The sequence below is a fragment of the Kribbella swartbergensis genome (assembly GCF_054784135.1).
Window position 1 is genome coordinate 45,821 of the sequence record NZ_BAAGPM010000064.1, and the last position, 13,041, is coordinate 58,861.

Annotated in this window: 10 protein-coding genes; 3 read left to right on the forward strand and 7 right to left on the reverse strand. The window is 69.8% G+C overall.

Going from position 1 to position 13,041, the window contains the following annotated elements; genetic code table 11:
• Window positions 1-67: 67 nt before the first annotated feature.
• The 6 genes from ACYVOK_RS34730 to ACYVOK_RS34755 all read right to left on the reverse strand — a co-directional run bounded on the left by ACYVOK_RS34730 (window position 68) and on the right by ACYVOK_RS34755 (window position 8,089).
• Entirely contained in the window at window positions 68-2,824 is a 2,757-nt protein-coding gene (locus tag ACYVOK_RS34730) for a helix-turn-helix transcriptional regulator (RefSeq protein WP_460666852.1), read from the reverse strand.
• Between the two features lie 321 nt (window positions 2,825-3,145).
• Window positions 3,146-3,865, reverse strand: a complete 720-nt coding sequence (locus tag ACYVOK_RS34735) for a FadR/GntR family transcriptional regulator (RefSeq protein WP_460666853.1) — start codon at window positions 3,863-3,865, stop codon at window positions 3,146-3,148.
• Window positions 3,866-3,874: 9 nt separating this feature from the next.
• The gene (locus ACYVOK_RS34740) at window positions 3,875-4,651 is read right to left on the reverse strand and encodes a 3-oxoacyl-ACP reductase (RefSeq protein ID WP_460666854.1); all 777 of its coding nucleotides are present in this window, start codon (window positions 4,649-4,651) and stop codon (window positions 3,875-3,877) included.
• Complete coding sequence (locus tag ACYVOK_RS34745; protein WP_460666855.1) at window positions 4,652-6,004, reverse strand: aldehyde dehydrogenase family protein; 1,353 nt, start codon at window positions 6,002-6,004, stop codon at window positions 4,652-4,654.
• Complete coding sequence (locus ACYVOK_RS34750) at window positions 6,001-6,744, reverse strand: gamma-glutamyl-gamma-aminobutyrate hydrolase family protein (protein ID WP_460666856.1); 744 nt, start codon at window positions 6,742-6,744, stop codon at window positions 6,001-6,003. The genes ACYVOK_RS34745 and ACYVOK_RS34750 overlap by 4 nt, the downstream gene beginning before the upstream one ends.
• Window positions 6,725-8,089 carry a glutamine synthetase family protein gene (locus ACYVOK_RS34755; protein WP_460666857.1) on the reverse strand — a complete coding sequence of 455 codons (1,365 nt, stop codon included), beginning with the start codon at window positions 8,087-8,089 and terminating at the stop codon, window positions 6,725-6,727. The genes ACYVOK_RS34750 and ACYVOK_RS34755 overlap by 20 nt, the downstream gene beginning before the upstream one ends.
• A 157-nt stretch (window positions 8,090-8,246) precedes the next feature.
• On the opposite strand from ACYVOK_RS34755, the gene eat reads away from it, so the two are divergent.
• The 3 genes from eat (at window position 8,247) to ACYVOK_RS34770 (ending at window position 11,969) form a co-directional block, all read left to right on the forward strand.
• Window positions 8,247-9,686 (forward strand): ethanolamine permease, encoded by a 1,440-nt coding sequence (eat, locus tag ACYVOK_RS34760; protein WP_460666858.1) that lies wholly within the window; start codon window positions 8,247-8,249, stop codon window positions 9,684-9,686.
• 130 nt (window positions 9,687-9,816) lie between these two features.
• Window positions 9,817-10,758, forward strand: a complete 942-nt coding sequence (locus ACYVOK_RS34765; RefSeq protein ID WP_460666859.1) for a zinc metalloprotease — start codon at window positions 9,817-9,819, stop codon at window positions 10,756-10,758.
• Window positions 10,759-10,835: 77 nt separating this feature from the next.
• Window positions 10,836-11,969, forward strand: coding sequence for a D-alanyl-D-alanine carboxypeptidase family protein (locus ACYVOK_RS34770; protein ID WP_460666860.1), 1,134 nt, complete (start codon window positions 10,836-10,838; stop codon window positions 11,967-11,969).
• On the opposite strand, the gene ACYVOK_RS34775 is transcribed toward ACYVOK_RS34770, so the two are convergent.
• Window positions 11,966-13,027: a YihY/virulence factor BrkB family protein gene (locus ACYVOK_RS34775; protein WP_460666861.1), complete on the reverse strand. Its 1,062-nt coding sequence runs from the start codon at window positions 13,025-13,027 to the stop codon at window positions 11,966-11,968. The two genes, ACYVOK_RS34770 and ACYVOK_RS34775, sit on opposite strands and share 4 nt — an antisense overlap.
• Between the last annotated feature and the right edge of the window lie 14 nt (window positions 13,028-13,041).

Here is a 13,041-nt window from a genome sequence, read left to right on the forward strand (position 1 = left end):
CCACGGGTCACCTCAAGGGTTTCCCTGCACACCCCGTACGACGTTCAACCGGAAGGCCGGCGTGCGGTCAGGGGTTGGGCCGGTCGACCATGCGGAGGAGCTGGGTCCGGTTGGCCACGCCGAAGCGCCGGTAGAGGCGGGTGAGCTGGGACTCGACGGCCTTGACACTGAGGTAGAGGGCGGCGGCGATCTCGCGGTTGGTGGAGCCGTCGCGGACCATCGCGACGATCTGCTGCTCGTTGTCCGTCAGCTCGGACGGCTGCCGGCTGCGGCTCGGGACGTCCAGCCGGGCCAACTCTGTCTCGGCCACCTCGCGCCAGGCGGGAGCGCCGTACGCCTCGAACTGCTCGATCGCGTCCAGGAAGGCCGTCCGGGCGACCGACCGGCGACGGGCCTGCCGCGCCACCCGACCGCGGGTGAGCTCGCACCGCGCCAGGTCCAACGGGTAGACGTAGTCCCCGGCCGTACTGATCGTCTTCTCCAGCAGGTCCAGCGCGGCGGCCGGATCACCCTGCTTCGCGATCAGCAGCGCCTCCGACCGTGCCAGGCCGACCTTGACGACCGCACGGTCGAGCGTCTCGGCCCGGGCCCGGATCTCCGCGATCAGTGCGGCCGCGTCGTCCAGCCGGCCGGCCGCGACCAGCGCCTCCGCGTAGTCCGCGTGCCAGGGGATGACGGCCGGGTCGAACGGCATCGCGGCCTCACCCGACTCCGCGATCGCGTCGAACGCCTCCACCGCGCGCTGCGGGTCCCCGGTGAGTACGCCGATCAATCCGAGGCTGGCCAGCGCCGGCCCGGTCCATTCGTCGTTGCCGACCAGGCGGACACCTTCGAGCGCGGCCTCGGCGAGTTGCCGCCCGACCGCCGCCGAGCCGCCGGCCCACTCCGCACGGCTGGCGATGATCATGCCGACCTCGGCCTCCTCGCCGATGTCCTGCATCAACTGGTAGCACTCGTGGCCCGCGGCCAGCGCGTCGGCGCCACGGCCGCTGCGTTCGTAGATCGCGGTCGCCGAGATGAGCACGGACGCCAGCCAGCGCATCGCGCCGCCCTCGCGCACCTCGTCGACCAGCGCGCTGATCGCCGCGATTGCCTCGGCGGTGCGACCGCGGAACAACTCACGCATCGCCGCCATCTGCCGCGCGTTGACCACGGTCTTGGTGAGCGGCAGGTCGCGGGCCAGTTCGGCCGCTTCCGCCAGCAGCGCGTCCGCGGTCTGCTCGGCGTCCCGGGCAATCTGTACCGAACTGGCCGCGCTCAGCGCGTCCACGATCGCCTCGGTGTCGCCGCACTCGCGAGCCAGCGCCTCCGCGACCCGGGCGTCCTCCTGCGCCTCGTCCAGCCGGCGGTCGAAGTACTCGCTGTGGCTGCGCATGATCCGCACCCGCGCCTCGAGCCGCCTGTCCCCCACCGCGGCGTCGAACGCCTCGGCCAGCAATTCCACCCGGCGATCGTGATCGGGCCAGGCGGCGTCCACGAGCAGCAACAGCGCGGGAACCTTGGTCTCCGGCTTCGTCGCGGCGTGTACGGCGAGACGCGCCATCTCGGCCGATTCCGCCAGATGGCCGGCGGCCGCCGCGTCGTCGGCGGCCCGGGTCAGGCGTCGAGCCCGGTCGTCCGGCAGGCTGATCGGCGTACGCTCGGCGGCCAACCGCCACAGCGTCGCGGCGGCTCCGGGTGCGCCACGGCCGCCTGCGACGGCGGCAGCCTCCTCGATGGTCGCGGCGAGCTCCGCGTTCGCCTCCTGGGTGGCGAGTGCGCGGTGGGTCGCGTTCTCGACCGGCTCGTCCACGACGGCAGCCAGCTGGGCGTGGGCCTGGCGGCGGGCCGCCGAGGTCGCCTCGGCGTACACGAACTCCCGCAGCAGCGGGTGCGTGAACCGCAGCCGCTCCGACGACACGTCGATCAGCCCCAGCGACTCCGCCTCCGCGAGCTCGGCCTCGATCGGCCGCTGGAGGGACTGGGCGAGCTGGGTCGTGGTCGGACGGGGTGACGACGCCGCGTGGAGCAGGAGCTCGTGCGCACCGGCGGACAGATCGGACAGGCGGTCGCCAAGCAGCGTCTTGAGCCGGCTGGACACCGGGAGCGGGTCGTTGGGCGAAACCCCCTGCGGGTGTCGCAGGACCGCTCGACCGAGCTCCAGCGCCATGAACGGGTTGCCGGCGCTCGCCGTGAAGATGCGGCGTGCTGTGCGTACCGGGAGCGGGCTGGAGAGGCGCTGACGCAGCAGACCGAGTACGTCGGGCTCCGTGAGAGGCGGGACCTCAAGCTGCAGCACCGGCTCCGGGCACGCCTCGGCCATCATCGGGAGGTCGCCGTCGGCCACCTGTTCGGTGGCGAGCATGTGTACGCCGTCGGACAGCCGGCGGGCGCAGAACGTCAGTACTTCGAGGCTGGACGGGTCCACCCACTGGATGTCATCTACAACGAGTAACACCGGGCCACTGGCTGCCAGGCGGCGCAGTACGTGCAATACGGCGAGACGGACGGCCAGCTCATCACGGACAGTGTCGGGCGCACTGGCCTTCAGGAGGGCGACCTCCAAGGGCTGGCGCAGGTGGTCGGGCAGGACCTGCCAGGCGAGCTCGAGCTGGTGGGACAGGAGGTCGAGGAGCGTGACGTACGGCAGGCCGGCTTCGGACTGGGACGGGGCGGCACTGAGGACACGGCAGCCGGCCCGGGTGCGGTCCGCGACGAGCGCCCGGCCGAGCGCGGACTTGCCGATCCCGGTCGGGCCGTAGAGCAGCACGCTGCCGCTGGTCTCGAGCTGCTTGCGCGCACGCTCGACCAGCCCGGCCCGCCCGACCAGCTCGTCGTCAGTCATCGATTCACAAACTCCTCGAAGGATTACCTTCGCCGATTATCACGGTCAACGACCATCCGACACGGCGAGTGTCACATGAGGAAACCATCCAGTCACCATCCTGTCACCGGTTGCTGCCCAGATATGAGCCGTCGGAACGGCACTGTTGTGCCGGGGCACGGATTGCCCACCCTCGCCGCCGTCGCTCCCATCGAGGGGCCAACCCCTGAGCTTGCGGGTTGGCCCCTCGGATTTTCAGGGGCCAACCACCCGCCTGAGGGGTCAACCCCTCCGATGGGGGCGAGGTGGCACCGGACCTCGGCCCGTCAGCGGGGACGGTGATCAGCTGAGGAAGGCGCGCAGCAGGGCCGCGGTGCCGGAGAGGTGTTCCTGCATGGCCCGACGGGCCGCCTCGGGGTCGCCGGCCAGGATGGCCTCGACGATCGCCTCGTGCTGTTCGTTCGAGTGGAGGATGTTGCGTTCGAGCAGCGGAATCGCATCCAGCAGCTCGTTCAGCCGCATCCGGGCGTCGGCCGTCGCCGACGTCAACGACGGCGACCCGGTGACCTCGGCGATGGCGAGGTGCAGGCGGGAGTCGAACCGACGGTAGTCGGACAGCTTCGCCGTCGACGTCTCCGCCAGGCAGCGACGCAGATGCTCCTGCTCGGCCTCGCTCAACGACCGTGCAGCGGCCGCTTCCGCGGCGCCGGTCTCCAGGGCGGCACGCAGTACCAGGGCATCGTCCAGCCCGTCGCTCAGCTCCCGGACCAACCGCTTGGCCGGCGTACGGCGTGGCTTCGGCAGCTGCTCGTTGACGAACGTGCCGCCGTACCGTCCGCGCCTGGACTCGACGTAGCCGGCCTCGGTCAGGGCGTGGATCGCCTCCCGGAGGGTGACCCGGCTGACGTTCAGCCGGGCGGCCAGGTCGCGTTCGCTGGGCAGCCGGTCACCCGGCGCGACGACGCCCAACTTGATTGCCTGCAGCAACCGTTCGACGGTCTCCTCGAACGGGTTGCCGGTCCGGACCGGCCGGAACACCGCGTCGTCTGCCTGGGCAACCATGAGGACAGACTAGAGCGGCGTCACATAGGCGCCCGAGATTCCGCCGTCCACCAGGAACGTGTTGGCGGTGATGAAGGAGGCGTCGTCGCTGGCCAGGAAGGCGACCGCGGCCGCGATCTCCTCCGGCTCGCCGAACCGGCCCATCGGGACGTGCACCAGTCGCCGCTGGGCGCGCTCGGGGTCCTTCGCGAACAGCTCGGTCAGCAGCGGCGTGTTCACCGGCCCGGGGCAGAGCGCGTTGACCCGGATCCCCTGCCGGGCGAACTCGACCCCGAGCTCGCGGCTCATCGCCAGCACGCCGCCCTTGGACGCGGAGTACGAGATCTGCGAGGTGGCCGCGCCCATCACCGCGACGAACGACGCGGTGTTGATGATGGAACCCCTGCCCTGCCGCTGCATGTAAGGGATCGCGGCCTTGCAGCACAGGTACACCGACGTCAGGTTGACCTCCTGCACCTTGCGCCAGGCGTCCAGCCCGGTGTCCAGGATCGACGCGTCGTCGGGCGGCGAGATCCCCGCGTTGTTGAACGCGATGTCGACGCTGCCGTAGGTGTCGAAGGCCTGCTGGAACAGGTTGTCCACCGCCGCCGGATCGGTGACATCGGTGGCGACGAACAGCCCGCCCGCCTCGTCCGCGGCGGCCTTGCCGGCCGCCGGGTCGAGGTCGCCGATGACGACCTTGGCTCCCTCGGCCGCGAACCGCCGTACCGTGGCCAGGCCGATCCCGCTCGCGCCGCCGGTCACGACCGCGACACGGCCCTCGAGCCGGCTTGCCTTCACGTCCATTCAGTCCTCCGTGCTGATGAAGATGTTCTTGGTCTCGGTGAACGCGTCCAGCGCGTCCGGGCCGAGCTCACGGCCGAGCCCGGACTGCTTGTAGCCGCCGAACGGTGTGGAGTACCGGACGGACGAGTTCGAGTTGACCGACAGGTTGCCCGCCTCGACGCCGCGGCCGACCCGCAGCGCGCGGCCGACGTCACGGGTCCAGATCGACCCGGACAGCCCGTACTCGCTGTCGTTGGCGATCCGCACCGCGTCGGCCTCGTCCTCGAACGGGACGACGGCCACGACCGGCCCGAAGATCTCCTCGCGGACCGCTCGATCGTCGGCCGCGACCGGCGCGAGCACGGTCGGCGGGAACCAGAACCCCGGTCCGCTCGGCGCCGTACCTTGGAACGCGGGCCTCTCGACGTACGACGCCACCCGCTCCAGCTGACCCGCCGAGATCAGCGGACCCATCTCTGTCGCCGGATCGCCGGGATCACCGACCTTGAACGACTTCACCGCCGGCTCGAGCAGCTCCATGAACCGGTCGTACGCCGACCGCTCGACCAGGATCCGCGACCGCGCGCAGCAGTCCTGACCGGCGTTGTCGAACACGCCGTACGGCGCCTGGGCCGCGGCCTTCTCCAGATCCGCGTCGGCGAACACGATGTTGGCAGACTTCCCGCCGAGCTCGAGTGTCACCCGCTTCACCTGCTCGGCGCACCCGGCCATGATCTGCTTGCCGACCGCCGTCGACCCGGTGAACACCACCTTGCGGACGCCCGGATGCGTGACGAACCGCTGCCCCACGACCGAGCCCTTGCCCGGGACGACCTCCAGCACCCCCGGCGGCAGCCCGGCCTCCAGCGCCAGCTCACCGAGGCGCAGCGCCGTCAGTGGCGTGAGCTCGGCCGGCTTCAGGACAACGGTGTTGCCCGCGGCCAGGGCGGGAGCGAAACCCCAGCCGGCGATCGGCATCGGGAAGTTCCACGGCACGATCACGCCGACCACGCCGAGCGGCTCCTGGAACGTCACATCGATGCCGCCGGCCACCGGAATCTGCTTGCCGAACAGGCGTTCCGGCGCGGCCGAGTAGTAGGTCAGGACGTCGCGGACGTTGCCCGCCTCCCAGCGGGCGTTGCCGATGGTGTGGCCGGCGTTCTCGACCTCGAGCCGGGCGAGGTTCTCGAGATCGGCGTCGACCGCGTCGGCGAAACGACGCAGCAACCGGCCGCGATCCGCCGGGGTGACGTTCCGCCAGTCCTCGAAGGCCTTCGCGGCCCGCGCGATCGCCTCGTCCGCCTCCTGCTCGGTGGCCAGCGAGATCGTCCGGACGACCTTCTCGGTGGCCGGGTTGATCACGTCGTGGGTCATGGGGTGCTCCTGGATGATGGGCTCCTGGTTGCTGGGCTCCTGGTTGCTGCGATCAGAGCGGTGAACAACCGCAGGTCGTCGACGTTCTCCTCCGGATGCCACTGCACGCCGAGGGCGAAGTCGTGGCCGTCCACCTCGGCGGCCTCCACGGTCCCGTCCCCGGCCCGGGCCGTGACTCTGAGCGCCGGCGCGACCAGGTCGAGGGCCTGATGGTGGTAGCACCGCACGCTGCTCCGGTCACCGATCAGCCGCGCGGTGAGCGTGCCCGGCTCGACCTTGACCTCGGTGGTCCCGAAGATCGCCGGCGACGGCCGGTGCTCGTCGTGGCCGACCACGTCGGGCAGATGTTGGTGCAGCGTCCCGCCGAGCGTCACGTTGAGCATCTGCAGCCCGCGGCAGATCGCCAGCAGCGGCAGATCGCGGTCGAGCGCTGCCCGGATCAGGATCATCTCGTGCTCGTCCCGTCCGGGTCTGGTGTCGACCGTCTCCGGGTGCGGCACGGCGTCGTACGACGACGGATCCACGTCGCAACCGCCGGCGACGATCAGTCCGTCCAGTACGTCGAGCACCGTCGGATCCGTGCCCACCGGCGGCAGGAGCAGCGGCGTGCCTCCGGCTGCGACCACCGAGTCGAGATAGACGCGTGGGAGCAGGGAGGCGTCGCGCTCCCAGACGCCCCAGATCGTGGGCTCGAGATAGGTCGTGATGCCGATCCGTGGCTTAGAGGCGTTCGAAACCACGGACCCGCTCCCAGTCGGTGACGGCTGCGTCGTACGCGTCGAGCTCGACCCGCGCGGCGTTGGCGTAGTGGTCGACCATCTCGTCGCCGAATGCCTGCCGGGCGATCTTCGAGCCGGTGAACAGCGCTGCCGCCTCGCGCAACGTCGTCGGCACGTGCTGCTTGTCGGACTCGTACGCGTTGCCCTCGAGCAGCGGCTCGAGCTCCAGCTCGTTCTCGATGCCGTGGAGGCCGGAGGCGATGATCGCGGCGACGCCGAGGTACGGATTCACGTCGCCGCCGGGGAGGCGGTTCTCCACCCGGAGCGACTCGCCGTGACCGACCACCCGGAGCGAGCAGGTGCGGTTGTCCAGGCCCCACGCGACCGCGGTCGGCGCGAAGCTGCCCTTGCTGAATCGCTTGTAGGAGTTGATGTTCGGCGCCAGCAGGTAGGTGAACTCGGGCAGGCAGGCGAGCTGACCGGCGATGAAGTACTCCATCAGCTGGGAGAACCCGTGATCGCGGTCACCGGCGAGGACGGCCGCGCCGTCGGTGGACCGGAAACTCAGATGGATGTGACACGAGTTGCCTTCGCGCTCGTCGTACTTCGCCATGAAGGTCAGGCTCTTGCCGTGCTTGGCGGCGATTTCCTTCGCGCCGGTCTTGTAGATCGAGTGGTTGTCACAGGTGACCAGGGCCTCGTCGTACCGGAACGCGATCTCGTGCTGGCCGAGGTTGCATTCGCCCTTGGCCGACTCGACGTACAGGCCGGCGCCGGCCATCCCGTTGCGGATGTCGCGCAGCAGCGGCTCGATCCGCGCGGTGCCGAGCAGCGAGTAGTCGACGTTGTACTGGTTGGCCGGGGTGAGGTCGCGATAGCGCTTGTCCCAGGCCGCCTCGTAGGTGTCGTCGAAGACGATGAACTCGAGCTCGGTGCCGACGTACGCCTTCAGACCGCGCTCGGCCAGCCGCTCCAGCTGCGCCCGCAGGATCTGCCGCGGCGACGCGGGCATCGGGGTGCCGTCGAGCCACTGCACGTCGCAGAGCACCAGCGCGGTCCCCTCGAGCCACGGAACCAGCCGCAGGGTGTCGAGATCCGGCGCCATCAGCAGATCGCCGTAGCCCCGGGCCCAGGACGACATCTCGTAGCCGTCGACGGTGTTCATGTCGACGTCCACCGCGAGCAGGTAGTTGCAGCCCTCGGTGCCGTGCGCGAGCACCTCCTCCAGGAAGTACCTGGCACCACAGCGCTTTCCTTGGAGCCGGCCCTGCATGTCGGTGATCGCGACCAGCACGGTGTCGATCTGCCCGGCCGCGACCAGATCTCGGAGTGCCTGCTCGGTCAGCTTGCCGGTGTTCGGGTCCACGGTCGCACTCCCGGAGGTCTATTGGTCTGCAATCAGTCCATTGACGCAAGCCCGGGCCAGGATGTCAATCTGAGGTTTCCCTTGACACCGGGTCCCGGTGCGAGGAACCTCTTGCCCATTCCTAGTGGTATGTCGGTAGACCATTGGAGGGCCCGCGATGAGCCGGAAGAACGCCCACGTCGACTACCACCAGGTCGGCAAGGAGTACCTGGAGCACCGGCAACTCAAACGAGGTGCGGCCGGCTGGGTTCTGCTCGCCGGACTGGGCGTCGCCTACGTCAACTCCGGCGACTTCGCCGGCTGGAACTTCGGCCTCGCCGAGGGCGGCTGGGGCGGCCTGCTGATCGCGACCGTGCTGATGGCGACGATGTACACCTGCATGGTGTTCGGCCTGGCCGAGCTCGCCTCGGCGATCCCGGTCGCCGGCGCCGGGTACGGGTTCGCCCGCCGCGCGCTCGGACCGCTCGGCGGCTTCGCCACCGGGACGGCGATCCTGATCGAGTACGCCATCGCCCCGGCCGCGATCGCCACCTTCATCGGCGGCTACGTCGAGGCCCTCGGGCTGTTCGGGCTGACGTCCAGCTGGCCGGTCTACCTGGCCTGCTACGTGATCTTCGTCGGCATCCACCTGTACGGCGTGGGCGAGGCGCTCAGGCTGACCCTGGCCATCACCGCGGTCGCCGTGGTCGCGCTGGTGGTGTTCGTGATCGCGATGGTGCCGAAGTTCGACGCCGGCAAGCTGTTCGACATCGTGCCGTCCACCGCGGCCGGCGCGAACGACTTCATCCCGTTCGGGTACGCCGGGGTGCTGGCGGCGCTCGTCTACGGAATCTGGTTCTTCCTGGCCATCGAGGGCGTGCCGCTGGCCGCCGAGGAGGCCCGGGACCCCCGCAAGGACATGCCCCGCGGCATCATCACCGGGATGATCGTGCTGCTGGTCTTCGCGGCCCTGATCCTCGTCTTCAGCGCCGGCGGTGCCGGCTCGTCGGTGATCGCCGAGTCCGACAACCCGCTCCCGCTCGCCCTGCGGACCGCCTTCGGCGGTGACACCTGGGTCGCCGACTTCGTCAACTACGTCGGCCTCGCCGGGCTGATCGCGAGCTTCTTCTCGATCGTGTACGCGTACTCGCGGCAACTGTTCGCGCTGTCCCGGGCCGGTTACCTGCCCCGCTTCCTGTCGGTGACCGGCAAGCGCAAGACGCCGTACCTGGCCCTGACCGTTCCCGGACTGATCGGTTTCCTGCTCGCCGCGATCACCCAGGACGGCGCGCTGCTGATCAACATCGCCGTCTTCGGAGCGACCGTCTCCTACGTGCTGATGATGCTCGCCCACATCGTCCTGCGGGTCCGCGAGCCCAACCTGGACCGGCCGTACAAGACGCCCGGCGGACGGGTGACCACCGGTATCGCCCTCGTCCTGGCCGTGACGGCCGTGGTGGCGACGTTCTTCGTGGACGAGAAGGCCGCGGCCATCACCGCCGCGATCTTCGTGGTGGCCATCGGGTACTTCTGGTTCTACAGCCGCCACCACCTGGTCGCCGCCGCCCCCGAGGAGGAGTTCGCCGCCATCCAGCGAGCCGAGGAGGAACTGGCCTGAGGGTTGCGTCGGCGCGGTGGTGCCGTGGCACTGGACGGTCAGTGAACGGCTTTGCACTCTGCGGCATCGTGCGGAAAATCGGGGAACTCGGCCGCACCGCCCAAGCGGCCCCGTCCCGGAGGACGCACTCATGCGATCTTTCATCACCCGCCCCCGCGCCTTGGCCGTTCTGCTGGCCGGTACGGCGCTCACCTTCAGCCCGCTCGGTGGTCAGGCGACCGCGAAGTTGCCGGCCGACCAGGCGGCCAACCCGTGTCTGACCCCCGCCGAGGGTCCCGCCGCCCGTGGTGGATTCGGCGCGGACCACCGCGAGTTGTCCGCCGCCGAGCAGAAGGCGATCGACGCCCGGACCGCTCAGATCCTGAAGGCGAAGGCCGCCCGCGGGCTGACGCCCGCGGCCGGCACCCTGGCGTCGGCGAGTGTGCCGGTGTACGTCCACGTGATGCGCAGCAGTTCCGGCGCCGGTGACGTGACCGACACCCAGATCTCGCAGCAGATCGCCGAGCTGAACCAGGACTTCGCCGGCGGCGAGTCGTCCCAGGCCGCGAACACCGGCTTCAGCTTCTACCTGGCCGGCACGTACCGCTACAACAACAGCACCTGGCACCGCGACGGCCAGAGCACGACGTACCGGGCGCAGACCCGCAAGGGTGGCAAGAACGCGCTGAACATCTGGCTGGTCAACTTCTCCTACCTCGGCATCGCCACGTTCCCGTGGGACTACGCCAGCAACCCGTCGATCGACGGCATCCGGGTGCAGTACAGCTCGCTGCCCGGCGGTTCGTCGACGAACTTCAACCTCGGCAAGACCGCCACGCACGAGGCCGGTCACTGGTTCGGCCTCTACCACACGTTCCAGGGCGGCTGCACGAGCACGAACGACTCCGTGTCCGACACCCCGGCTCAGGGCAGTGCCAGCAGCGGCTGCCCGACCGGTCGCGACTCCTGCTCGCTGCCTGGTCTGGACCCGATCCACAACTACATGGATTACTCGTACGACGCCTGCTACAACCAGTTCACTCCCGGCCAGAGCACCCGCATCAGCAACATGTGGACGGCGTACCGTGCCTGACTGGGGCCTGACTCTGCCATGACCTCGGCCTGACCTGGGCGTGACGTCTGCACCGGAGGCCGTCTAGAGTGCCGCCGATGCGTGTGCTTCTGACGGCCGCCGCTACCGCCGCACTGGTGGTCAGCGGTCCGCTGACAGCAACCGCCGCCGGCCAGGGTCCACAAGGCCCGGTCGGCGGCGACCTGCTGACCGCGAAGCCGACGGTGGTCGCCGAGGGGGCGACACCGCCGGCGGTCCAGGCATCGGCGTACGTCGTCGCCGACATCGACACCGGCGAAGTACTGGCCGCCAAGGCACCGCACGCCAAGCTGCGGCCCGCCAGCACGCTGAAGACCCTCACGGCGCTCGTCCTGCTGCCACGACTCAAGAAAACCGACGTGGTGGTCGGCACCGACGCGGACGCCCGGATCGAGGGCAGCAAGGTCGGTGTGTATCCGGGTCTGCGCTACAGCGTCGACCTGCTCTTCGAGGGCATGTTCCTGGGCTCCGGCAACGACGCCGTGCACGCACTGTGCATGCATGACCAGGGCGGCGTCGCGGCCACGGTCCAGCGGATGAACCAGAAGGCCAAGGAACTCGGTGCGCTCGACACCACCGTGACGGACCCGACCGGCCTGGACGCCGACGGGCAGTACTCCAGCGCCTACGACCTGGCCCTGTTCGCCAAGGCCGGGCTGGCCCGGCCCGACTTCGCCAAGTACGCGGCGACGAAGTACACGGCCTACCCGAACGCCGGCAACGCGGGCACATACCAGGTCGCGAACCAGAACAAGCTGCTGTTCAGCTACGACGGCGCACTCGGCGTCAAGACCGGTTACACGACGCTGGCCCGCAACACGTTCATCGGTGCGGCTCGCCGCAACGGCCACACGCTGGTGGTGACGCTGATGAACGCACCGCACGGCATCACCACGGATGCCACCAACCTGCTCGACTGGACGTTCAAGAACTACGACAAGCTGAACCCGGTCGGGACGCTGGTCAAGCCCGCGGCCGCGCCCCCGTCCAAGGCGGCCGCCGGCCCGACCAGCGGCAAGCAGACGGATTCCGGTACGGCGCAACCACCGCGCAGCCGCACAGTCCTCAACCCGGGCCAAGCCGTCCAGTCACTCGCACTCCGCATCCCAGCCTGGGCCTACGCCGCACCCCCGGTCCTACTCCTCGGACTGTTCCTGCGACGACCTCGTGCGCTCCGAAGACGACGGCACTAACTGCGACGGACGGCGCGGGCGGCCTTGGCGAGTTGCATGGCCAGGGCGCCGGCCGTGACGCCGAGCACCGCGCCCGCGGCCACCGCGACCGTGTCTGCCTTCTTCTGAGGCACCGGCACGACCTTGTAACGCTTGCCGGGCGGCCCGGGCAGGAGTGGCTCCTCCGCGGTCAGCGGCTCCTCCGCGATCTCCAGCCGACGCTCGGCCGAATGCTCCCTCGCCCACGCGTCGAGGCTCGCCTCCTTCGTCCAGGCGGCGATGAGCATGATCGCGCGTGTCATCAGGTAGATCCACACCAGCAGCGCCAGCGGCAACGCCAGAGCGCCGTACGCCGCGTTGCTGCCGATCACGTACTTGACGTAGGCGTTGCCGAGCTTCTGGGCGAGGAAGAACAGGATCCCGCCGGCCAGCGCCGCGATCAGCGCGACCTTCCGGGGCAGGACGATCCGCGGCATCGCGGTCTGCAGGTAGAGGAACAGGACAGCGCCGGCCGCGATCCCGAGCACGATGCTGGTCAGGTCGAGTCCCCAGTTCGCCAGCCAGGTCCCGTCCAGGTCCAGCCAGTCGACGATGCGCCGGGACAGGCCGGTCAGCACCGAGGAGGCACCGGTCGCGATCACGCCGATCACGCCGAGGCCGACCAGCGCACCCAGGTCGACCAGTTTCAGCTTCACCATGTTGCCCGGCTGGTCGTCCAGTTCGTGCATGGAACGGATCGAGGCCCGCAGCGAGTCGATCCAGCCGAGGCCGGTGAACAGCAGCGAGACGCCGGAGACGAGCCCGATCGTGCCGGCGTGGCCGATCAGCCCGTCGATGTCGATCTTGTCGCCGATCCCCGGCAGGTTCTGCCGCAGCGACTCCTTCAGCGTCTCGATCGCGGCGTCACCGAGCAGCGGGCCGGTGATCGCCGCGGCCAGCACGATCAACGGGAACAGCGACAGGAACCCGAAGAAGCTCGTTGCCCCGGCCAACCGGTTGCCGCGCCGGTCGCCGTACCGCTTCCAGGCCCGCCACAGCTGCGTCCGGCCGAACCGTTCCCAGGCCGCCTTGATGTTCATTGGTCTCCTGTACC